General features: G+C 63.2%; 19 protein-coding genes. 12 read left to right on the top strand and 7 right to left on the bottom strand.

Annotation, left to right across the window (positions count from 1 at the left end; all coding sequences use genetic code 11):
- Window positions 1–315, bottom strand: a 315-nt coding sequence (locus DL1_RS10355) for a S49 family peptidase (protein ID WP_428837387.1), incomplete at its 3' end; no start/stop codon positions are given.
- 147 nt (window positions 316–462) lie between these two features.
- On the opposite strand from DL1_RS10355, the gene DL1_RS10350 reads away from it, so the two are divergent.
- The 5 genes from DL1_RS10350 to DL1_RS10330 are packed head-to-tail and all read left to right on the top strand — an operon-like array spanning window position 463 to window position 6,269.
- Entirely contained in the window at window positions 463–915 is a 453-nt protein-coding gene (locus tag DL1_RS10350) for a formate dehydrogenase subunit gamma (protein WP_038065749.1), read from the top strand.
- On the top strand, window positions 912–2,438 hold the full coding sequence (locus tag DL1_RS10345; protein ID WP_038065745.1) for an NADH-ubiquinone oxidoreductase-F iron-sulfur binding region domain-containing protein: 1,527 nt from the start codon (window positions 912–914) through the stop codon (window positions 2,436–2,438). The genes DL1_RS10350 and DL1_RS10345 overlap by 4 nt, the downstream gene beginning before the upstream one ends.
- The gene (gene fdhF / locus DL1_RS10340; protein ID WP_038065742.1) at window positions 2,435–5,299 is read left to right on the top strand and encodes a formate dehydrogenase subunit alpha; all 2,865 of its coding nucleotides are present in this window, start codon (window positions 2,435–2,437) and stop codon (window positions 5,297–5,299) included. Before DL1_RS10345 ends, fdhF begins: the two co-directional genes overlap by 4 nt.
- Window positions 5,296–6,066: a formate dehydrogenase accessory sulfurtransferase FdhD gene (gene fdhD / locus DL1_RS10335; protein ID WP_038065739.1), complete on the top strand. Its 771-nt coding sequence runs from the start codon at window positions 5,296–5,298 to the stop codon at window positions 6,064–6,066. Before fdhF ends, fdhD begins: the two co-directional genes overlap by 4 nt.
- Window positions 6,063–6,269 carry a formate dehydrogenase subunit delta gene (locus DL1_RS10330; RefSeq protein WP_038065736.1) on the top strand — a complete coding sequence of 69 codons (207 nt, stop codon included), beginning with the start codon at window positions 6,063–6,065 and terminating at the stop codon, window positions 6,267–6,269. The genes fdhD and DL1_RS10330 overlap by 4 nt, the downstream gene beginning before the upstream one ends.
- Window positions 6,270–6,273: 4 nt before the next feature.
- Here the strand turns inward: DL1_RS10330 and DL1_RS10325 are convergent, their stop codons facing one another.
- Window positions 6,274–7,557, bottom strand: a complete 1,284-nt coding sequence (locus DL1_RS10325; protein ID WP_038065734.1) for an acetylornithine deacetylase/succinyl-diaminopimelate desuccinylase family protein — start codon at window positions 7,555–7,557, stop codon at window positions 6,274–6,276.
- A gap of 117 nt (window positions 7,558–7,674) precedes the next feature.
- On the opposite strand from DL1_RS10325, the gene DL1_RS10320 reads away from it, so the two are divergent.
- From DL1_RS10320 to DL1_RS10310, 3 genes are read left to right on the top strand one after another with little or no spacing between them, the layout of a single operon-like run.
- Window positions 7,675–7,983, top strand: coding sequence for a hypothetical protein (locus tag DL1_RS10320; protein WP_038065732.1), 309 nt, complete (start codon window positions 7,675–7,677; stop codon window positions 7,981–7,983).
- 49 nt (window positions 7,984–8,032) lie between these two features.
- Window positions 8,033–8,311 (top strand): hypothetical protein, encoded by a 279-nt coding sequence (locus tag DL1_RS10315; protein ID WP_038065730.1) that lies wholly within the window; start codon window positions 8,033–8,035, stop codon window positions 8,309–8,311.
- A gap of 7 nt (window positions 8,312–8,318) precedes the next feature.
- Window positions 8,319–8,945 carry a DUF1523 family protein gene (locus tag DL1_RS10310; protein ID WP_038065728.1) on the top strand — a complete coding sequence of 209 codons (627 nt, stop codon included), beginning with the start codon at window positions 8,319–8,321 and terminating at the stop codon, window positions 8,943–8,945.
- A gap of 90 nt (window positions 8,946–9,035) precedes the next feature.
- Here DL1_RS10310 and grxD read toward each other — a convergent pair whose 3' ends face one another.
- The 5 genes from grxD to DL1_RS10285 form a co-directional block, all read right to left on the bottom strand.
- The gene (grxD, locus tag DL1_RS10305) at window positions 9,036–9,395 is read right to left on the bottom strand and encodes a Grx4 family monothiol glutaredoxin (protein ID WP_038065725.1); all 360 of its coding nucleotides are present in this window, start codon (window positions 9,393–9,395) and stop codon (window positions 9,036–9,038) included.
- A 108-nt stretch (window positions 9,396–9,503) separates the two neighbouring features.
- The gene (locus DL1_RS10300) at window positions 9,504–9,746 is read right to left on the bottom strand and encodes a BolA/IbaG family iron-sulfur metabolism protein (RefSeq protein ID WP_038065722.1); all 243 of its coding nucleotides are present in this window, start codon (window positions 9,744–9,746) and stop codon (window positions 9,504–9,506) included.
- 188 nt (window positions 9,747–9,934) lie between these two features.
- On the bottom strand, window positions 9,935–12,097 hold the full coding sequence (gene purL / locus DL1_RS10295) for a phosphoribosylformylglycinamidine synthase subunit PurL (RefSeq protein ID WP_038065719.1): 2,163 nt from the start codon (window positions 12,095–12,097) through the stop codon (window positions 9,935–9,937).
- 149 nt (window positions 12,098–12,246) lie between these two features.
- The gene (locus DL1_RS10290) at window positions 12,247–12,846 is read right to left on the bottom strand and encodes a hypothetical protein (protein WP_038065716.1); all 600 of its coding nucleotides are present in this window, start codon (window positions 12,844–12,846) and stop codon (window positions 12,247–12,249) included.
- Window positions 12,847–13,256: 410 nt separating this feature from the next.
- Window positions 13,257–14,165, bottom strand: coding sequence for a LysR family transcriptional regulator (locus DL1_RS10285; protein WP_038065713.1), 909 nt, complete (start codon window positions 14,163–14,165; stop codon window positions 13,257–13,259).
- Between the two features lie 159 nt (window positions 14,166–14,324).
- Here DL1_RS10285 and DL1_RS10280 point away from each other — a divergent pair, with 159 nt between their 5' ends.
- From DL1_RS10280 to ccmE, 4 genes are all read left to right on the top strand, one after another.
- A complete protein-coding gene (locus DL1_RS10280; RefSeq protein ID WP_038065710.1) occupies window positions 14,325–17,735 on the top strand; it encodes an indolepyruvate ferredoxin oxidoreductase family protein in 3,411 nt (1,136 codons plus the stop codon).
- A 230-nt stretch (window positions 17,736–17,965) separates the two neighbouring features.
- Complete coding sequence (locus tag DL1_RS10275) at window positions 17,966–18,778, top strand: glutamate racemase (protein ID WP_038065708.1); 813 nt, start codon at window positions 17,966–17,968, stop codon at window positions 18,776–18,778.
- A 147-nt stretch (window positions 18,779–18,925) separates the two neighbouring features.
- Window positions 18,926–19,954 carry an N-acetyl-gamma-glutamyl-phosphate reductase gene (gene argC / locus DL1_RS10270; RefSeq protein WP_038065704.1) on the top strand — a complete coding sequence of 343 codons (1,029 nt, stop codon included), beginning with the start codon at window positions 18,926–18,928 and terminating at the stop codon, window positions 19,952–19,954.
- Window positions 19,955–19,977: 23 nt separating this feature from the next.
- Window positions 19,978–20,421 carry a cytochrome c maturation protein CcmE gene (ccmE, locus tag DL1_RS10265; protein ID WP_038065701.1) on the top strand — a complete coding sequence of 148 codons (444 nt, stop codon included), beginning with the start codon at window positions 19,978–19,980 and terminating at the stop codon, window positions 20,419–20,421.
- The last annotated feature ends 76 nt before the right edge of the window (window positions 20,422–20,497 follow it).

The raw sequence follows: 20,497 nt of genomic DNA, 5'->3' as shown, positions 1-20,497 counted from the left end.
GCAGGCCAGCCAATAGCCGCCTGAGGCCGCGACATCCTCGACGAAGGCATGGACGTGAATGCCCTTTTCATCCGCAAGCCGCCGGATCCGGCTGGCAATCAGCGCCGATTGCACGGGCGAGCCGCCCGGCGAATTGATCAAAAGCGCCACCGCTGCGGGCTTGCCGCGTGCGAAGGCGCGCTCGATCAGCGGCGCCATGGCGGCATCCGAAAGGCCCTGCGCGCCGGGACGCGAGATGCCGATGGCTCCCTGTAGCCGGATGACGGCGACGAAGGGAGGTTTCTTGACGAAGGGGAGGCGCTGGATCAGTTTCATGTTAACGGATGTAGAGGCTCGCCTGCGCCCGTGCAAGCGCGGCCCGGGCAACAAATGACGCATCCCGACATTGCCTGTTCGTCTTTGTCAGATCGGTCACTTGTTATGTGAGGCAGGCTGGGCCCATTATGAGGCGGGGAGACGAGAATGACACATGACGACAGGCTGAGCACAATCCTTGCAACCCATAGCGGGCGCCCGGGCGCTTTGCTTCCGATCTTGCATGATGTGCAGGCAGCCTATGGCTATGTGCCCGAGGATTGCTATCAGCCGATTGCCGATGCATTGCGTCTTGGCCGGGCAGAGGTGGCGGGCGTGGTGTCGTTCTACCATGATTTCCGCGCGGCCCCCGCCGGGCGTCATGTGATCAAGATCTGTCGCGCCGAGGCCTGTCAGTCGATGGGCGGGGCTGCGATGATGGCCGGGCTGGAACACGCGCTGGGCATGAAGATCGGCCAGACGCAAAACGGGATCACGCTTGAGGCGGTCTATTGTCTTGGCCTCTGCGCCTGTGCTCCGGCGGCGCAGGTCAACGGGCAACTGGTCGGGCGGGCCACGGCAGAGCAGCTTGAAGCACTGGTCACAGAGGTGTCGGCATGAAGATCTGGGTCCCCGCAGACGCTGCCGCAAAGGCCTGTGGCGCTGATGCCGTCGCTGCCATGATCGCGCATCAGGCCGCGCAGCAAGGGCGCGAGGTTCAGATCATTCGCAACGGCACGCGCGGGATGATCTGGCTGGAGCCGCTGGTTGAGATCGAGATGGACGGTGTGCGCATGGGCTTCGGGCCTATGGTGCCGGGCGATGTGCCCGGGCTTTTCGCAAGCCCTGAAAGCCATCCCAAAGCCGTGGGGCCGGTCGAGGAGATCCCCTTCTTCGCGCGTCAGACACGGCTGAGCTTTGCGCGCTGCGGGCGGATCGATCCGCTGTCGCTAGAGGATTACGCCGAGGCCGAGGGCTGGCAGGGCTTGACCCGCGCGCTGGAGCTTGGCCCGCAGGCGGCGATTGAGACGGTCACCACCTCGGGGCTGCGCGGGCGCGGCGGCGCGGGGTTCCCCACTGGCATCAAGTGGAAGACGGTGGCCGATGCCGAGGCTTCGCAGAAATATATCGTGTGCAATGCCGATGAGGGCGATAGCGGCTCTTTCGCGGACCGGATGTTGATGGAAGGCGATCCCTATTGCCTGATTGAGGGCATGGCGATTGCCGGGCTTTGTGTCGGCGCGACCAAGGGGTTTGTCTATATCCGCTCGGAATATCCCGATGCGATCCGCGTCATGGAGGCCGCAATCGCGCGGGCGCGTTCGGCTAGCTATATCGGGCCTGCGTTGATGGGGCAGGGCCCGGCTTTTGATCTTGAGGTCCGTGTCGGCGCTGGGGCCTATATTTGCGGCGAAGAGACCTCGCTGCTCAACTCGCTCGAAGGCAAGCGCGGAATGGTGCGCGCAAAGCCGCCGCTGCCCGCTTTGGAAGGCGCGTTCGGCTTGCCCACCGTGGTCAATAACGTGCTCTCGCTGGGCGCGGTGCCCTGGATCCTGACCCATGGCGGCGCGGCCTATGCCGAGTTCGGCCTTGGCCGCTCGCGCGGGACGATCCCTTTGCAAATCGCGGGCAATGTGGCGCATGGCGGGCTCTTTGAGACTGGCTTTGGCCTGAGCCTTGGGGCGCTGATCAACGATATTGCGGGCGGCACGGCGTCTGGGCGTCCCTTCAAGGCGGTGCAGGTCGGCGGGCCGCTTGGCGCCTATCACGGGGAAGACGATTTCGATCTCGATATCTGCTACGAGGCTTTCGCCGAGAGAGGCGGTCTTGTCGGACATGCGGGATTTGTGGTGCATGATGAGAGCGCCGACATGATGGCGCTGGCGCGCTATGCGATGGAGTTTTGTGCCATCGAGAGCTGCGGCAAATGCACGCCGTGCCGGATCGGGGCCGTGCGCGGGATCGAGACGCTCGACCGGATCGCGCGCGGAGAGGCCGACGCCATCGAGATCTTGCAGGATCTGTGCGAAGTGATGGAGAAAGGCTCGCTCTGCGCGATGGGGGGCTTCACGCCCTACCCGGTGCGCTCGGCAATGCGGCTTTTCCCCGAGGAATTCACCCAACTGCGGGAGGCAGCGGAATGAGAGATTTCATCATCCCGACCAAGGATATGGGCACGCCCGCAAAGACCGGCGCGCCGGTCACTGTCCAGATCGACGGTATGGCGGTCACCGTGCCCGAAGGCACCTCTGTCATGCGCGCCGCCGCCGAGGCTGGTATCTCCGTGCCCAAGCTCTGCGCGACCGATATGCTGGATGCCTATGGCTCGTGCAGGCTGTGTGTCGTCGAGATCGAGGGGATGCGCGGCACGCCCGCCTCCTGCACGACGCCGGTGCGCGAAGGCATGGTCGTGCGCACCCAAACCGAACAGCTGGGCCGTCTGCGGCGCGGGGTGATGGAGCTTTATATCTCGGATCACCCGCTCGATTGCCTGACCTGTGCGGCCAATGGCGATTGCGAATTGCAGGATACGGCGGGGGCGGTAGGCCTGCGCGATGTGCGCTACGAGAGTGGCGAGAACCACTTTGAGACCCGCGCGGGCGATGCGCCCAATCCCAGCTATATCGCGCGCGACGACTCGAACCCCTATTTCTTCTACGACCCCGAGAAATGCATCGTTTGCATGCGCTGCGTGCGCGCCTGCGAGGAGGTGCAGGGCACCTTCGCCCTGACCACTCTGGGGCGCGGCTTCGATGCGCGCATCGGGACCGGCACGGAAAATTTCCTGAACTCCGACTGCGTAAGCTGCGGCGCCTGCGTGCAGGCCTGTCCGACCGCCACCTTGCAGGAAAAGACCGTCGACGAGATCGGCACGCCCGAGCACAGCGTCGTTACCACCTGCGCCTATTGCGGGGTCGGCTGCTCCTTCGAGGCGCAGATGCGCGGCGATACGCTGGTGCGCATGGTGCCGTGGAAAGAGGGCAAAGCCAATCGCGGCCATTCCTGCGTCAAGGGACGCTTCGCCTGGGGCTATGCCAATCACGGGGACCGCATCCTCAATCCGATGATCCGCGACACTATCACCGATCCCTGGCGCGAGGTCAGTTGGGAAGAGGCGCTGGCCTTTGCCGCAAGCGGCATCAAGCGCGCGCAGGAGAAACACGGGCGCAATTCAGTGGGTGTCATCACCTCGTCGCGCTGCACCAATGAGGAAACCTATCTGGTGCAGAAGCTCGCCCGCGCGGTGATGGGCACGAACAACACAGATACCTGCGCGCGGGTGTGCCATTCGCCCACGGGCTACGGGCTCAAGCAGACCTTCGGCACCTCTGCCGGAACGCAGGATTTCGATAGCGTCGAGGCGGTCGATTGCGCGCTGGTGATCGGTGCCAACCCGACCGACGGCCACCCCGTCTTTGCCTCGCGGTTGCGCAAGCGGCTGCGGCAGGGCGCGGGCCTGATCGTGGTTGATCCGCGCCGGATTGACCTGCTGGAGACGCCGCATATGGGCGAGGGGCTGCATCTGCCGCTGCGCCCGGGCACCAATGTCGCCGTGCTCACCGCGATGGCCCATGTGATCGTGACCGAGGGGCTGTTTGACGAAGACTTCATCCGCACCCGCTGCGATTGGGAGGAGTGGTCGGATTATGCCGATTTCGCCGCCGATCCCGCGCATTCCCCCGAGGCCGTGGCTGATTTGACTGGTGTGCCCCCCGAGACCCTGCGCAAGGCCGCGCGGGCCTACGCCGCAGCGCGCAACGGGGCGATCTATTACGGGCTGGGCGTGACCGAGCATAGCCAAGGCTCGACCACTGTGATCGCGATTGCCAATCTCGCGATGATGACCGGCAATATCGGGCGGCCCGGCGTGGGCGTGAACCCGTTGCGCGGCCAGAACAACGTGCAAGGCAGCTGCGATATGGGCAGCTTCCCGCATGAGCTTCCGGGCTATCGGCATGTGTCCGACACGGCCGCGCGTGCGGTCTTCGAGGCCGAGTGGCACATAGCGCTGGACCCCGAACCGGGGCTGCGTATTCCCAATATGCTCGATGCCGCCGTGGCGGGTGCCTTCAAGGCGATCTACATTCAGGGCGAAGACATCCTGCAATCGGATCCCGATACGCATCACGTCGCAGCTGGTCTTGCCGCGATGGATTGCGTGATCGTGCATGATCTGTTTCTCAACGAGACCGCGCGCTATGCGCATGTCTTCCTGCCGGGCTCGACCTTCCTTGAGAAGGACGGCACCTTCACCAATGCCGAGCGCCGCATCAACCCGGTGCGCCGGGTGATGGCGCCCAAATCGGGGCTGGCCGATTGGGAGGCGACGCAGGCGCTGGCCAATGCGCTGGGCGCGGGCTGGAGCTATACGCATCCCTCGCAGATAATGGATGAGATCGCGCGGACCACACCCTCTTTCGAGGGAGTGAGCTATGATCTGCTCGATGAGAAGGGCTCGCTGCAATGGCCCTGCAACGCGGCCCATCCTGAGGGCTCTCCGGTGATGCATGTCGACGGTTTCGTGCGCGGGCAGGGCCGTTTCATCCGCACCGCCTATGTTGCGACCGACGAGCGGACCGGCCCGCGCTTCCCGCTTTTGCTGACCACGGGCCGCATCCTGAGCCAGTATAACGTGGGCGCGCAGACGCGGCGCACCGAGAACTCCATTTGGCACAACGAAGACCGGCTGGAGATCCATCCCCACGATGCCGAGACGCGCGGCATCAGCGAGGGAGACTGGGTGCGGCTGGCCAGCCGGGCGGGGGCCACAAGCCTGCGCGCGACCCTGACCGACCGGGTGTCGCCTGGGGTGGTCTACACCACCTTCCACCATCCCGACACGCAGGCCAATGTCGTGACCACCGACAATTCGGACTGGGCCACGAACTGCCCGGAATACAAAGTGACGGCGGTGCAGGTGGGGCTGTCGAACGGTCCGACCGATTGGCAAGAGCTCTATGAGGCACAAAGCCAGCTCACCCGCCGCATCGAGGCTGCGCAATGAGCGTCTCTGACTGGCACCTACCGGATGGCACCGCGCTGCAACTGGCGCAAGAGGTCCCGGTGGCGCTGGTCTATGACGGGGTGGCGCAGGCGGTGATGATGGCCTCGCCCGCCGATCTTGAGGATTTCGCGCTGGGCTTCGCGCTCTCCGAAGGGCTAATCTCCGATCCCGCCGAGATCACCCGTCAGGAGATCGCCGAGCAAGAGGCCGGGATCGAGGCACGAAGCTGGCTCAGCGCGCCTGCGGGCGCGCGCTTCGCCGAGCGCCGCCGTGCAACCATCGGCCCGGTGGGCTGCGGGCTGTGCGGGATCGAACAGCTTGAGCAGGCGCGCCGCGTGCTGCCCCGGCTCGACCCGCCCGACTGGCGGCTGGAGCCTGAGGACGCGGCGAACGTGCTTGAGGCGCTGCGCGATCAGCAGCCGTTGCAAGATGCGACCCGCGCCGCCCATGCCAGCGCCTTTTGGCAACCCGGTCGCGGGATTGTCGCGCTGCGCGAGGATGTCGGGCGCCACAATGCGCTGGATAAGCTGATGGGCGCTTTGGCGCGGGCCGGGATCGCAGGCGGCAGCGGGGCGCTGGTGATGACCTCGCGCCTGTCGGTCGATCTGATCCAAAAGGCCGCGACCTGTCGTATTCCGGTGATTGTCGGCCCCTCGGCCCCTACGGCGCTGGCCGTGCGGGAGGCGCAGGCGGCAGGCATCACCCTGATTGCACGGGCCGGGCGTGGCCTGAGCGTCTACACCCAGCCGCAGGAGGCGCCGGTATGAGCCCAGAGAAACTCGCCCATATGGCCAATCAGATCGCGACATTCTTCGAGAGCCAGCCGGGCGATCAGGCCATCGCAGTGGCCGATCACATCAATGCCAACTGGGCGCCGCAGATGCGCTCGGCCTTACTGCGCGACGCCGAGAGCCAAGAGCTGCATCCGCTGGTGCGCGCCGCTCTGCCCGATATTCGCGGCGCGGCGTGATCGCTTAGGCCGGATCGAGCAGCTCGACCAGTACCAGCGCCATCACCTTGGCGCTGTCGAGCATATCCGCGATACCGACCCATTCGTCGGGTTGATGGGCCAGCTCCAGCAGCCCCGGCCCATAGGCAATGCAGTTTTTCAGCCGCCCGATCCGGTCGATATGTTTTTGATCATAGGTGCCGGGGCTGACCACGTAGCTGGCCTCGCGTCCCAGCACGGCCTCAATGGCGGCGGCGGTGGAGCGCACGATGGGGGCCTCGCGGTCGGTCATTGAGGGCTGGACCTCGAAAAGATCGCGGATCTCGTAGGTGAAGCTGGGGCGACGCTCTTTCACCCGCTCCATCAGCGCGGAAATCTCGGATTTGACCGCACCGATATCCTCTTCGATCAGGAAGCGGCGGTCGATCACGATCCGGCAGCGATCCGCGACGCAGGGCGCGGGCAGGCCGGTGAAGCCTTCCTCCTGCTCGGGCTCGCCGCCATGGATCGAGTTGATGTTGAGCGTCGAGGCCCGCGCGCCTTCGGGGATCACGGGCATCTCGGTGCGCTTGTTGAGAAGCAGCGGAAACAGGGTCTCTTCCATCTCAGCCAGCACTGCGCCCATATGCCGGATCGCGCTGTCGCCCAGAAACGGCATCGAGCCATGCGCGATGCGGCCATGGGTCTCGATCTCGGCCCACCAGACACCGCGATGGCCCAGACAGATCTGATCCTTGTGCAGCGGTTCGGGGATGATGACATGCTGCACGCGGTCGGGATCGAACCGGCCCTGCTCGGCCAGATAGGCCACGCCGCCATAGCCGCCGGTTTCCTCATCCGCCGTGGCCGAGATTTCGATGCTGCCTGCGAAATCCGGGCAAATGGCCAGAAAGGCCTCTGCTGCGATGACCGACGCCGCCAGCCCGCCCTTCATGTCGCACGCGCCCCGGCCATAGATCCGGTCGCCCTCGATTTCGCCGCCGAACGGGTCGCGGGTCCAGCCATGGCCAAGCTCGACCACGTCGTGATGCGCGTTGAAATGCACACACTCGCCCGGTCGGGTGCCCTCGATCCGCGCGATCATGTTCCAGCGCGGGTACCGCTCGCTATCGCCGGGTGTGCCTTTGGCGCGGATCAACTCGGTCGTGAACCCGCGCGCGCCCAAGTGATCCGCAAGATATTCGCAGATCTCAAGGTAGTTGCGCCCGGGAGGGTTCAGCGTCGGGATCGCGATCAGCGCTTGGGTCAGCGCGATCAATGCGTCGCGGCGGTGCTCGATTTCGGATTTCAGGCGGTCATCCAGCGTCATACCCGAACGCTAGCGCTGCGACACGTGCGCTCCAAGCGGAAAACACGTGGAATTTATCCGCCACCCACGGTATCGAGGGGCAAACCCGGCAGTCGCGCCGGGGAAGGAGGGACACGGATGAACCTGTTTTTGGGGTTTGCGCTGGTGATTTGTGTGGCTGCAGGTGGCTGGCTGTCGAAATATGAATGGGCCAAGCTGCTTGCATTGGTTCCGGTGGCGATGCTGGCACCAGCCTTCTACATGACCGGCACGGCCTGTGGTGCCGGGTTTATCACGCGGTTCTTCTCGGACGTGGCGAGCTGCAGCAATGGCTATACCGCGCGCCAGATGTTTGCTGCGACCTATGTGCTCGCGCTGGTCCCGGTTGCAGCCTCGGCAATCGCGTTCAAGCTGATCCGGATGGCCCGCGCCGCGCGCAAAAGCTAAGACCACGCGCGCGATCCGCGTTTGATCGCAACAGCAAGGAGCTGCGGCAATGTTTGGCTTTGTGCGGCTGGCGATCTTTGGCTTTATCGGCCTCAGCGTGATTTTCGTGCTGGTGCGGATCTATGCCCGCTCGCTGCGACGCGAGGCGCTGGAGGATGCCTGGGCCGAGGCGCGTTCGGGCGATGCGCTCTATCAGACGCAAGAGGCCTATGTGGCCGAGGGGATGCGCGCCTATGACAAAAGCCTGCGCCGCAAGCTGATCTGGCTTGTCTATGTCGTGCCGACCGTGCTGGTCGTCGCGGTGATCTATCTGATGAATTACACGTGAGGCTGCGATGCGATACGTAAAATGGGGTTTCTGGGCGCTGGTCGCGATCTTCGTCGCGCTCTTTCTCAGCTACAATCTGCCGCGCCATGACATCGTGCGCGTCGTGGGCACGGAAGTGCGCCGCGTCGATTTCGGCGAGAACTCGATGTTCTGGGCCTCGGCCGATGTCGGCTCTGCCTCGGGCACAAGCCGCGATGTGCGCTTCATCAACACGGTGCGCCCGAACGGCAAGACATTGGTGTTCCGCAATGAGGATACCGGCTGGGGCTGGCCGCCCTATTTCAAGCTCGACAGCTCGGATTTGCAGGCTCAGGCGGAGTCGCTGATCTCGACCAAGGCCGATCCGATCTGGGTTTCGATCACCCGCTATGGCTGGCGCTCGCGCTGGCTGACGATCTTTCCCAATGCGGTTGGGCTCAAGCAGGTGAGCGGGCCGGATGTGCGCATCATCCCTTGGGCCAATATCATCATCCTGACCCTTCTGGTGCTACTGATCCTGACGATCCGCGCGATGTGGCGGCAATTCCGTCAGCGCTCGATTGATCCGCTGTTCGACGATGCGAGCGAGGCGTGGGACGGCGCTGAAGAGCGCGCCAATGGCTGGTTCAACAAGCTCTTCGGGCGCAAGCGCTGAGGGCTCGGCGCGCCATGCTCCGATGACAAAAAAGCGCCGCTCCCGGGAGGGGGCGGCGCTTTGCTACGCGGCAACGCTTGACGCAGGAGCTCAGGCGTTCGCGGCGCGAATCTGCTCTGCGGCTTCCTTGTTGTAGGTCACGCCCTTGCTCTCGAAGAGCTGGTCCAGCTCGCCCGACAGCGTCATCTCGGTGATGATGTCGCAACCGCCGACGAACTCGCCCTTGACGTAAAGCTGCGGGATGGTGGGCCAGTCGGAATAGTCCTTGATGCCTTGGCGGATCTCGGAATCGGCCAGCACGTTGACGTCTTGAAACGTCACGCCCATGAAGTTGAGAACACCCGCCACGCGCGAGGAAAACCCGCATTGCGGCATGTCTTTCGTGCCCTTCATGAACAGGACCACGTCATTCTCGGTGACCTGTTTCTTGATCTGATCTTGCGCGCTCATCGCTATGATCCTTTGTATTGTCTTCGCGCAGCCCGCGAAGCCCGTGTGATAAAAGTCGGGGCACTCCCCGAAACAAAATCCAAAGCGCCGACAGCGCCTCGTTCATCGTTATTCAGGCGCCTTCGTGGTCAGTGCGAGCGCATGCAGCGCCCCGTCGGGACCATCCATCGCCCCTTTCAGGGCCGCATAAACCGCGCGCTGCTGTTGCACCCGGTTCATACCGCGAAACCTCTCGTCGATGACCTCGGCCGCCCAGTGGTTCCCGTCGCCTGCCAGATCGGTGATCGTGATCTTGGCATCGGGGAAGTCCACGCGGATCAGGGCTTCGATGTCATGCGCTTCCATAGGCATAGATAGGGCTCCTCGTCCTTTGGATCAAATCTAGGTGGGCTGCCGAGTGGCTGCAAGGGCCAGTCTTGGGCGCGGCCCGGGCCGACCAGTCGCCCAAGGGGAGCGTTTTGCTGTCTGTCCCGTTGGGGTGGTGCTGTATGTGCCCTCTTGGCGCCCCCACATGCCGGGGGGACGCCAAAGCGCGCGTATCAGCGTTCGATCGCGGTCTTGAAGGCTGAGCGATAGTGGCTGGAAAGCTCGGCCAGCGGGGCGGTTTCGGCGCCAAAGCTGACACTCTCGCCGCCAAACCGCCCGACAGTATTGAGCGGCACGCCCGCTTTGCGTGCAGCCGCCATCAGCGCCTCCGCCTGATCGAAGGAGCAGGCCACCAGATAGCGCGCCTGATCCTCGCCAAACAGCGTGGCGATATCGTCGCTTTCAACGGTCGCGCCGATGCCCGCCGCCTCTGCCATCTCGAAGATCGCGAGCGCCAGCCCGCCATCCGACAGATCGGCTGCGGATTTCACAAGGGCGCGGTTGTCGCGCAGGAACTCGCCATGCCGCCGCTCCAGCTCCAGATCGACCGCGGGCGCATCGCCGCTTTCGATCCCGAAGGCCTCGAAGGCCAGCGCGGATTGACCCAGATGGCCCTGCGTCTCGCCGATCACCATCGCCACATCGCCTGCGCTGGGCAGGCCGGCGATCAGGTCGTCGAGACTGTCGAGCAGCCCCACCGCGCCGATGGTGGGCGTCGGCAGAATGCCGGTGCCATCGGTTTCATTGTACAAAGACACGTTGCCCGACACGATCGGCATATCGAGCGCGCGCACAGCGGCGTCGATGCCTTTGATCGCGCCGACGAACTGGCCCATGATCTCGGGCTTTTCGGGATTGCCGAAGTTCAGGTTGTCGGTCGAGGCCAGCGGTTTGGCACCAACGGCGCACAGGTTGCGATAGGCTTCCGCCACAGCTTGCTTGCCACCCTCGATCGGGTTGGCCTTGACGTAGCGCGGGGTCACATCCGAGGTGAAAGCCAGCGCCTTGGAGCTTCCATGCACGCGTACCACGCCTGCGCCCATGCCGGGGCGGCGGACGGTGTCGCCCATGACCTGTGTGTCGTATTGCTCATAGACCCAGTCCTTGGCGGCGTAGTTCGGCGAGCCGATCAGCGCCTCAAGCGCGGCAATCGGGCCAATCGAGGGCAGATCCTCGGCGGGGCCCGCGGCAGGCGTCTCGACCCAAGGGCGGTCATATTCCGGCGCGGTAGAGGCCAGTTTCGACAGCGGCAGATCCGCTTTGACCTCGTCGTTATGCACGATCAGGAAGCGGTCTTCGGCAATGGTTTCGCCCACGATGGCAAAGTCGAGATCCCATTTCTCGAAGATCGCGCGCGCCTCGGCCTCTTTCTCGGGCTTGAGGACCATCAGCATGCGTTCCTGAGACTCGCTGAGCATCATCTCATAGGCGGTCATATTGGCTTCGCGCTGCGGCACGGCGTTGAGGTTCAGCTTGATGCCCAAGCCGCCCTTGTCGCCCATTTCGACCGCCGAGCAGGTCAGCCCGGCAGCGCCCATGTCCTGAATCGAGATCACGGCACCCGAGGCCATCAGTTCAAGGCAGGCCTCCAGCAGGCATTTCTCGGTGAAGGGGTCGCCGACTTGCACGGTGGGGCGCTTGTCCTCGATCGTGTCGTCGAACTCGGCACTGGCCATTGTCGCCCCGCCCACGCCGTCGCGCCCGGTCTTCGCGCCGAGATACACAACCGGCATACCGACGCCGCTCGCGGCGGAGTAAAAAATCTTGTCGGCATCAATCAGGCCCGCGGCAAAGGCATTGACCAGACAATTGCCGTTATAGGACGGGTGGAAGCGTACTTCGCCGCCCACATTGGGCACGCCGAAACAGTTGCCATAGCTGCCCACGCCCTCAACCACGCCTTTGACGACATGGGAGGTCTTGGGGTGATCGGGCATCCCGAAGCTGAGGCTGTCCATCGCAGCAATCGGGCGTGCGCCCATCGTGAACACATCGCGCAGAATGCCGCCGACGCCGGTGGCCGCGCCCTGATGGGGCTCGATATAGGAGGGGTGGTTGTGGCTCTCCATCTTGAAGACCACGGCCTGATTGTCCCCGATATCGACGATGCCTGCGTTCTCGCCCGGACCGCAGATCACCTGCGGGCCCTCGGTATGCAGCGTGCGCAGCCATTTCTTCGAGGATTTATACGAGCAATGCTCGTTCCACATGGCAGAGAAAATGCCGAGTTCGGTGAAATTCGGCGACCGACCGATGATCTCGAGAATGCTCTCGTATTCGTCGGGCTTCAGACCATGGGCCTGGATGAGGTCCGGCGTGATCTGCGGCTCGTCCATCTGCATCCTCCGGGGCTATGCGCTTTGCCGACCTCATAGGCCAATCCGGACAAGGGGGGAAGGGGGCAGCAGGGCCTCGGGGCACCTGTCGGGTACAAAAAGCGCAAAGCCCGAAGGCTTTGCGCGCGTGTTGGGCAATGCGGAGTGGCTCAGCTGTGCTTGTCGACCTGCGTCTCAAGCGAGTTCAGCAGTTCCGACACGGTCCATTTCAGATGGACCGAATCTTTGGTGACGTCGGATTTGGGCACATTGACCTTGAAGCGCGACACGGTGGTGTGCAGCGCATCGGCAGTGCGGACATAAACGGTATCGAACTTGCCGTGCGGCTCGATCTTCTCGACATGGCCAACGGCATTGCCGTCCGACGAGACGACCGCATTGTCGGTCATCGCCTCGGTTTTCAGCGCGGTCGTGCCGGATTGTGCATCAAGCTGGTTCTGCGCGGGGATCTGGCTGGCACCGTCCGAGCTGGCCATTTTCTGGCGCGCCGTTCCGGTCTTGTAGTCCGCAATTCCGTTTTGGTCGGCCACTCCCACATTGTTCGACGCAGAATGTGCTTGCGGGGTGCCTGTCGAGGTCTGATCGGTCTTCACAATGCCCGAGCGATAATCGGCGATGCCGTAATAGGTGCCGTCGTGATCATTGGTCGAGGGAATCGCCGCCAGGTTGAGTGCCGAGGCCGAGCCTGCGATGGCCATTGCACCGAGAAGGGTGGTCGAGGCGGCGATGATGTTTTTCGTTCCGGTCATGTCTACTCCTTTTGGGACTGACGTGATTGAAGCGTGCTGCGCCATCATGGCGCTTGACAGGACAACGGAGCGGGGGCGGCGAAGTTCATTGAAAAAATTGTGAGAAACGCGTGCGCTTACGCAGACGGGCCGCGTCCCTTGTATTTTCAACCGGAGCGTGCGGGATTTCGGGCGCGTCTCGGCGGGCCGATTGGGGCAGATTGTGCAGGCCGATCCCGCCGAAATCTGGCCAAGCCAAAAAAAAGGCCGAGCAAAAGCTCGGCCGAAGTCCAACAGGGAGGTAGAAGGTGATGCGTGCCTAAACACGTTTCGTCCTTCTGAGCCTCATTTATGGGCAGTTTGTTAACGCTTCAAGTATAAACGGGTCACGTGACCGTCATGCCCGCTATGCGTTGTGCGAATGCCTCAACTCAATCCTCGGTTTTTCTTTCACTTTGAAAGCGCCGATAGGCGAGGATTTCTTCCTGAATGAAGTCGCGAAACGCCGTGACGCGCCGCGAAGAGCGCAGCTCTTCGGGATAGGCGAGGAAGACCGGCACCTCTACGGATTCCACATCGGGGAGCACCCGTATGATTTCGGGGAAATCCGCCGTCAGGTAATCGGGCAGAATGCCGATGCCGATATGGTTGAGCACACCTTGCAGCACACCGAAATAGTTGTTCACCGTGAGCGTTGAGGCCTGATCGTAGGCCAATACCTGTTGGCCGAGCTGCGCGCCTGCCTGCACCTGCGGTGTTGAGGGCGTCTGACAGATCATCCGGTGGTTTTGCAGGTCTTCGATTTTCTCGGGCGTGCCGAAGCTCTTGAGATATTGCGCCGTGGCGTAAAGCCGCATGCGGATATTGAGCAGGCGCTTGCGGATCAAGTCGGCCTGCGTCGGCTCCTTCATGCGGATCGCCACATCGGCCTCGCGCATCGGCAGGTCGAGCACCCGCTCTTCGAGCATCAGGTCAATTTTGAGATCGGGATATTTCGCGTAGAGCTTGGTCAGGCGCGGCGCGAGCCACAGCGTGCCAAAGCCGGTTGCGGTGGTCACACGCAGCTCGCCGAACACCTCCTCCTCGGAATCGCGGATCCGCGCGGAGGCAGATTCGAGCTTCTTGGCCATTGAGGAGGTCGCTTCGAACAGCAATTCGCCCTGCTCAGTGAGAATCAGTCCCCGGGCATGGCGGTGAAAGAGAGTCGTTCCAAGCCCCTCTTCAAGCGCGCGGATCTGTCGGCTCACGGCAGATTGAGAAAGATGAAGGGCATCGCCCGCATGGGTCAGCGAGCCCGCATCAGCCACGGCATGAAATATTCTCAGCTTGTCCCAGTCCATTCCGGTCACTTTCTGTTCGTCGGCCCAAAGCCGTACGCAACTTTCTTTACATTACTCTCGTTAACTTACGAAACCGCTTTGTAACATATTTTCCCTTGGTAGGTCAGAGTTTGCGACCTATCATGGGGTATATGCCCAGAAAGCAAGGGGAGGTGCTCAATGGGAAGGCAAGAAATAAGTCTTTCAGACAGGTTCGATCTCACGAAATCGCCCGTGCTCTTGAACGGAACGCAGGCTTTGGTGCGTCTCGTACTGGCTCAGGCCGCGCGTGACAAGGCAGCCGGGCTCGAGACAGCCGGCTATGTGACAGGATATCGAGGAAGCCCGCTTGGCGCGGTCGATTTGCAGATGGCGCGGGCCAAATCCGTGCTTGAGCAGTCCAATGTGCTGTTCCAGCCGGGGCTCAACGAGGATCTCGCTGCCACCGCGCTTTGGGGCGCACAGCAAGCCGAAATGCGCGGCGAGGGCAAATATGACGGCGTCTTCGGCCTGTGGTACGGCAAGGGCCCGGGCGTGGACCGCTCTGGCGATGTGATGCGTCATGCCAATATGGCGGGCAGCTCGCCTCATGGTGGCGTGCTGATGGCGATGGGCGACGATCACACCGGCGAGTCCTCGACCGTGCTGCACCAATCCGATTGGGCGATGGTTGACGCCTATATGCCCGTTCTGTCTCCCGCAGGCGTGCAAGAGATCCTCGATCTGGGGCTGTATGGCTATGCGCTGAGCCGCTTTGCCGGGGTCTGGGTCGGTCTCAAGACGATGAAGGACACGGTCGAGGCCACGGCGGTGGTCGATGGCGATCCCCATCGGCTGCGCTTTGAGACACCCGACTTCACGATGCCCGAAGGCGGGCTGAACATCCGCCCGGGCGACACGCCGGTCGCGCAAGAGGCGCGGATGATCGACTACAAGCGCTTCGCCGCCGAAGCCTTCGCGCGGGCCAATCGGATCGACAAACGGGTCTGGGGGCAGGCGGGGGCCAAGATCGGGATGGTCGCGGCCGGCAAGAACTGGCTCGATCTGTCCCATGCGCTGTCGCTTCTGGGCATCGACGAGGCCGAGGCCGAGCGGCTTGGGATCACCACCTACAAGGTCGCCCAGACCTGGCCGCTCGATATGACCTCATTCCACGAATGGGCCGAAGGGCTCGATCTGATCATCGTGGTCGAGGAAAAGCGCAAGCTGATCGAGGTGCAGGTCAAGGAGGCGATCTTTGACGACCGTCGGGGGCGGCGCGTCTATGGTTGGCACAAGGGCGATACATGGGAACATGGTCGGCAGGTCGAACTTTTCCCGACCCGCTATGCGCTCGACCCGGTGATGATCGCGCAGAAGCTGGGCGATATCTTGATCGAGGAGGGGCAAGCCACCGATGCGATCCGCGCCGGGCTCACCAAGATCGAGGCCGCGCAGCGCGCCGACAACGCCCCCGAGATCGCGGCGCGCACGCCATGGTATTGCTCGGGCTGTCCGCATAACTCCTCGACCAAGGTGCCCGATGGCAGCCGTGCCTCGGCGGGCATTGGCTGTCACTACATGGTGCAGTGGATGGACCGCGCCACTGACGGCTTCACCCAGATGGGGGGCGAGGGCGTCAACTGGGTCGGAGAGGCGCCGTTCTCGACGCGCGGGCATCTGTTCCAGAACCTTGGCGATGGCACCTATAACCATTCTGGCGTTCAGGCGATCCGGGCCGCACTCGCCGCAGGCACCAACATCACCTACAAGATCCTGTTCAACGATGCCGTCGCCATGACCGGCGGACAGGAGAACGAGGGCGATCTGAGCGCGCAGCAGATCGCGGCCGAAGTGAAGGCGATGGGCGTGAAAACGGTCGTTGTCGTCTATGACGAGAAAGAGGAGGTCGATCTCGCGGGCTTCCCCTCCAATGTCGAGAAGATCGAGCGCGCCGAGCTGATGAATGTGCAAAAGCGGCTGGCCAAGGAGCCGGGCGTCTCGGCGCTGATCTACGTGCAGACCTGTGCAGCCGAGAAACGCCGCCGCCGCAAGCGCGGCAAGTTCCCCGATCCCGACAAGCGGGTCTTCATCAATACCGATGTCTGCGAAGGTTGCGGCGATTGCGGGGTGCAGTCGAACTGTGTCTCGATCACGCCGGTCGAGACCGAACTGGGCACCAAGCGCGCCATCGATCAGTCGAGCTGCAACAAGGATTTCAGCTGTCTCGACGGGTTCTGCCCCTCTTTCGTGACGCTCAAAGGGGCCAAGATCCGCAAGGCCGAGGCAAAGTCGCTCGATCTGCCGGACTTGCCCGAACCGGCGCTGCCCGAGATCCACGGCACCCATAACGTGGTGATCACCGGCGTGGGCGGCACGGGCGTCGTGACCATCGGCGCGGTGCTGGCAATGGCGGCCCATGTCGATGGCAAGGGTGCGGGCATGATGGAGATGGCGGGCCTCGCGCAGAAGGGCGGTGCAGTGCATATCCATCTGCGCATCGCCAATCGGCCCGAAGATATCTCGGCCATTCGCGTGGCTGTGGGGGAGGCGGATTGCGTTATCGGCGGCGATCTTGTCGTCTCGGCGGGTGCCAAGACGCTGGGGCTGATGACCACGGGGCGCACGGGCGCGGTGGTCAACAGCCACGAGATCGTCACCGGCGAGTTCACCCGCAACCGCGATTTCCGTCTGCCGGGCGATCAGCTGCGTCTCAGTCTCGAGGCGCGGCTTAAGGAGCGTGTGGCCTTCGTGGATACCTCGGAGCTGTCGCGTCAGATGCTGGGCGATTCAATCTACTCGAATATGGTCGTGCTTGGGGCTGCGTGGCAGCAGGGTTTCGTGCCTTTGAGCCTCGAGGCGATCGAGCAGGCGATCACGCTCAACGGGGCCAAGCCCGAGGAGAACAAGCGGGCCTTTGCCCTTGGGCGCTGGGCCATGGCCTATCCCGATCAGGCCGCGCGCGCGATGCGCTCGGAGGTTGTGAGCGCGCCGGTCGATCCTTTGACCTTCCGGGCCGATCATCTTGTGGCCTATCAAAACAAGCGGCTCGCCACGCGCTTTCGCAAGCTCGTGGACACGGCGCCTGAAGAACTGCGCCTCTCTGTCGCCAAGGGCTATCACAAGGCGCTGGCCTATAAGGATGAGTACGAGGTCGCCCGCCTGCATCGCGAAACCGCGAAGAAAGCACGTGCCGAGTTCGAGGGGGATTTCGAGATGACCTTCCATCTCGCCCCGCCGATCCTGTCCAAGCAAGCTGCCAATGGCCGTCCGATGAAGCGCGCTTTCGGGCCGTGGATGGAGCGGGTCTTTGGTGTGATGGCCCGGTTCAAAGCGCTGCGCGGCACGCCGCTCGATCCGTTCGGGCGCGCCGAGGAGCGCAAGATGGAGCGCGCTCTGATCGCGCAATACGAAGCCGATATGGCCGAGGTGCTGCCGAATGTCCGCCCCGAGACGATGGAGATCGCCCGCGAGCTGGCGGAATTGCCGCTCTCCATCCGTGGCTTTGGCCCGGTGAAGGCGCAGGCCGAGACGATGGCCGCGAAACGGCGCGAGGAATTGCTCGCGGCGTTCCGGGACGGCGGCTTCCCGCAAAGGGTTGCGGCGCAGTAACGGCGCCCCGAGGCGGTCGTCTTCATGTGACATGGCGGTTGCGCATTTACCTGCGCAGCCGCCGCTATGACAGTGCCGCAGCCCTTGAAGGCGATGATGGATTTCCTGTGCCGTTCCACATATGACTTGTCGCCGAAGCAGGTGGCACCCTATGGCTATGGCTTCGAATTTGAGGCTAAATATAAAAGCTGACGGGCGGCTTTGCCCGACAAAGGGCAAGGGGCGCGCAGATGGCGGTAGGTGTGTTTGATTCGGGGCTTGGCGGTCTTACGGTCTATGATGCCTGCGCCCGACGCTTGCCCGACGTGCCGTTTTGCTATTTCGGCGACAATGCGCATGCGCCCTACGGCGTGCGCGATGCCGATGATATCTTCAATCTGACCTGCGCGGGCGTTGAGCGGCTTTGGGACGAGGGCTGCGATCTGGTCATCCTTGCGTGCAACACGGCCTCGGCGGCGGCGCTGCGGCGGATGCAGGAAAGCTGGATCCCTGAGGGCAAGCGGGTGCTGGGTGTCTTCGTCCCGATGATCGAGGCGCTGACCGAGCGCAAATGGGGCGACAACTCGCCGCCGCGCGAAGTGGCTGTGAAACACGTGGCGCTGTTTGCGACCCCTGCGACCGTGGCGAGCCGAGCCTTCCAGCGCGAGCTGGCCTTCCGCGCGATTGGCGTGGATGTCGAGGCACAGCCCTGCGGCGGTTTGGTCGACGCGATTGAAGACGGAGATGAGATCCTGGCGGAGGCCTTGGTGAAATCGCATGTCGAGGCGCTCAAGCGCCGAATGCCGCGCCCGGAGGCGGCGATCCTTGGCTGCACCCATTATCCCTTCATGCAGAACATCTTTCAGCAGGCGCTCGGGGCCGATGTGTCGGTCTATAGTCAGGCAAATCTCGTGGCGGAAAGCCTTGCGGACTACCTTACGCGCCATCCTGAATTTGAGGGTCCGGGGCGGGAGTCGAAATTCCTGACCACCGGCGATCCGGCATCGGTCTCGAGCCACGCGACACAGTTCCTGCGCCATTCGATCCGGTTCGACCCGGCCTGAGGCCGCGCCAGCTTAGCCCAACCGGCCCAACCGGGGCCGATGCGGGCGGGGCGATGGCCGTTAGGCTTGCGCATTTTCCCCTGCACAGTTTTCTTGGGCGCAGGATTGCACTACATCAAAGCCATGCGACAAACCGCGAGGAAAGATATGTCCAGCAAAATCGCCATTTTGGGGGCTTCGGGTTACACCGGGGCAGAGCTCGTCCGGCTGATCGCGACCCATCCGCAGATGGAGATCGTGGCGCTGTCGGGAGAGCGAAAAGCTGGCATGGCCATGGGCGATGTGTTCCCGCATCTGCGCCATCTCGATCTGCCGGGTCTGGTCAAGATCGAGGATATCGATTTTTCCGGGGTCGATCTGGCCTTTTGCGCGCTGCCCCACGCCACAAGTCAGGCAGTGATCAAAGAGCTGCCGCGCGATCTGAAGATCGTCGATCTCTCGGCGGATTTCCGGCTGCGCGATCCGGCGGAATACGAGAAATGGTATGGCCAGCCCCATGCGGCGGTCGAGATGCAGAAAGAGGCGGTCTACGGGCTGACCGAGTTCTATCGCGACGCGATTCGCAGCGCGCGGCTGGTTGCGGGCACGGGCTGCAATGCGGCTGCCGGGCAATATGCGATCCGTCCGCTGATCGAGGCAGGCGTGATCGATCTCGATGAGATCATCCTCGATTTGAAGAACGGCGTCTCGGGCGCGGGACGTAGCCTTAAGGAAAACCTACTCCATGCCGAGCTGTCGGGCGGGGCCTATCCCTATTCTGCGGGCGGAAAACACCGCCATCTGGGCGAATTCGATCAGGAATTCAGCGCCTTGGCCGGGCGTCCCGTGCTGGTCCAATTCACCCCCCACCTTGCCCCTTTCAATCGCGGTATTCTGGCCACCGCCTATGTGAAAGGCGCGCCCGAGGCGGTGCATGAGGCGCTGGCTGCGCGCTATGCCTCTGAGCGCTTCCTCGAAGTGCTACCTTTTGGCGCACTGCCCTCCACCCGGTCGGTTGGTGGCTCCAATTTTGTGCATATTGGTGTATCAGGGGATCGGATCCCCGGACGTGCGACGGTGGCCGTGGCGCTCGACAATCTGTGCAAGGGCTCGTCGGGTCAGGCCATGCAGAATGCCAATCTGATGCTGGGGTATGATGAGACCGAAGGGCTGATGCTCGCACCGGTCTTCCCGTAAGGATCGCTGGTGGAGAGACGCGAATGAAGAGCCTCAAGAAGAAGCGTCGCATGCAGGTGCTGGCTCTCGCTGCATTTGCGCTGATCGTGGCGACTGTCACGATCGGCTATTCGATGCGCGGCGGTATCAACTTCTTCCGCGCCCCCTCGCAGCTTGCCACCGAACCACCCCGCCCCGGCGAGGTCTTCCGTCTGGGCGGGCTGGTCGAGAAGGGCACGCTCAAGCGCGGTCAGGGCAAGGTCATTATGTTCGAGGTCACCGATGGCGGGGCCTCCGTGCCGGTAAAATTCGCGGGCGTCCTGCCGGATCTGTTCAAGGAAGGGCAGGGCATGGTTGGCACCGGGACGATGGAAAACGGCACCTTCGTCGCCACCGAAATCCTCGCCAAGCATGATGAGAATTACATGCCCAAAGAGGTCGTGGATGCGCTCAAGAAGCAGGGCGTCTACGAGCCGCCCAAGTCCTGAGATCCGCCTCCTCCGCACTGATTTGAACTTTAGTCTTTACCCACCGCGCGCTGGCTTGCGCGTGGCTTAACCCCGT

It is taken from the genome of Thioclava dalianensis (genome assembly GCF_000715505.1).
Taxonomy (GTDB): Bacteria; Pseudomonadota; Alphaproteobacteria; order Rhodobacterales; family Rhodobacteraceae; genus Thioclava; species Thioclava dalianensis.
This window is presented reverse-complemented; position numbering and strand designations above follow the sequence as displayed.

What these genes read in the sequence shown, in the direction of transcription:
- DL1_RS10350 (WP_038065749.1), top strand. Translation starts at nt 463, where the DNA reads ATGACACATGACGACAGGCTGAGCACAATCCTTGCAACCCATAGCGGG.
- DL1_RS10345 (WP_038065745.1), top strand. Translation starts at nt 912, where the DNA reads ATGAAGATCTGGGTCCCCGCAGACGCTGCCGCAAAGGCCTGTGGCGCT.
- fdhF (WP_038065742.1), top strand. Translation starts at nt 2,435, where the DNA reads ATGAGAGATTTCATCATCCCGACCAAGGATATGGGCACGCCCGCAAAG.
- fdhD (WP_038065739.1), top strand. Translation starts at nt 5,296, where the DNA reads ATGAGCGTCTCTGACTGGCACCTACCGGATGGCACCGCGCTGCAACTG.
- DL1_RS10330 (WP_038065736.1), top strand. Translation starts at nt 6,063, where the DNA reads ATGAGCCCAGAGAAACTCGCCCATATGGCCAATCAGATCGCGACATTC.
- DL1_RS10325 (WP_038065734.1), bottom strand. Translation starts at nt 7,557, where the DNA reads ATGACGCTGGATGACCGCCTGAAATCCGAAATCGAGCACCGCCGCGAC.
- DL1_RS10320 (WP_038065732.1), top strand. Translation starts at nt 7,675, where the DNA reads ATGAACCTGTTTTTGGGGTTTGCGCTGGTGATTTGTGTGGCTGCAGGT.
- DL1_RS10315 (WP_038065730.1), top strand. Translation starts at nt 8,033, where the DNA reads ATGTTTGGCTTTGTGCGGCTGGCGATCTTTGGCTTTATCGGCCTCAGC.
- DL1_RS10310 (WP_038065728.1), top strand. Translation starts at nt 8,319, where the DNA reads ATGCGATACGTAAAATGGGGTTTCTGGGCGCTGGTCGCGATCTTCGTC.
- grxD (WP_038065725.1), bottom strand. Translation starts at nt 9,395, where the DNA reads ATGAGCGCGCAAGATCAGATCAAGAAACAGGTCACCGAGAATGACGTG.
- DL1_RS10300 (WP_038065722.1), bottom strand. Translation starts at nt 9,746, where the DNA reads ATGCCTATGGAAGCGCATGACATCGAAGCCCTGATCCGCGTGGACTTC.
- purL (WP_038065719.1), bottom strand. Translation starts at nt 12,097, where the DNA reads ATGGACGAGCCGCAGATCACGCCGGACCTCATCCAGGCCCATGGTCTG.
- DL1_RS10290 (WP_038065716.1), bottom strand. Translation starts at nt 12,846, where the DNA reads ATGACCGGAACGAAAAACATCATCGCCGCCTCGACCACCCTTCTCGGT.
- DL1_RS10285 (WP_038065713.1), bottom strand. Translation starts at nt 14,165, where the DNA reads ATGGACTGGGACAAGCTGAGAATATTTCATGCCGTGGCTGATGCGGGC.
- DL1_RS10280 (WP_038065710.1), top strand. Translation starts at nt 14,325, where the DNA reads ATGGGAAGGCAAGAAATAAGTCTTTCAGACAGGTTCGATCTCACGAAA.
- DL1_RS10275 (WP_038065708.1), top strand. Translation starts at nt 17,966, where the DNA reads ATGGCGGTAGGTGTGTTTGATTCGGGGCTTGGCGGTCTTACGGTCTAT.
- argC (WP_038065704.1), top strand. Translation starts at nt 18,926, where the DNA reads ATGTCCAGCAAAATCGCCATTTTGGGGGCTTCGGGTTACACCGGGGCA.
- ccmE (WP_038065701.1), top strand. Translation starts at nt 19,978, where the DNA reads ATGAAGAGCCTCAAGAAGAAGCGTCGCATGCAGGTGCTGGCTCTCGCT.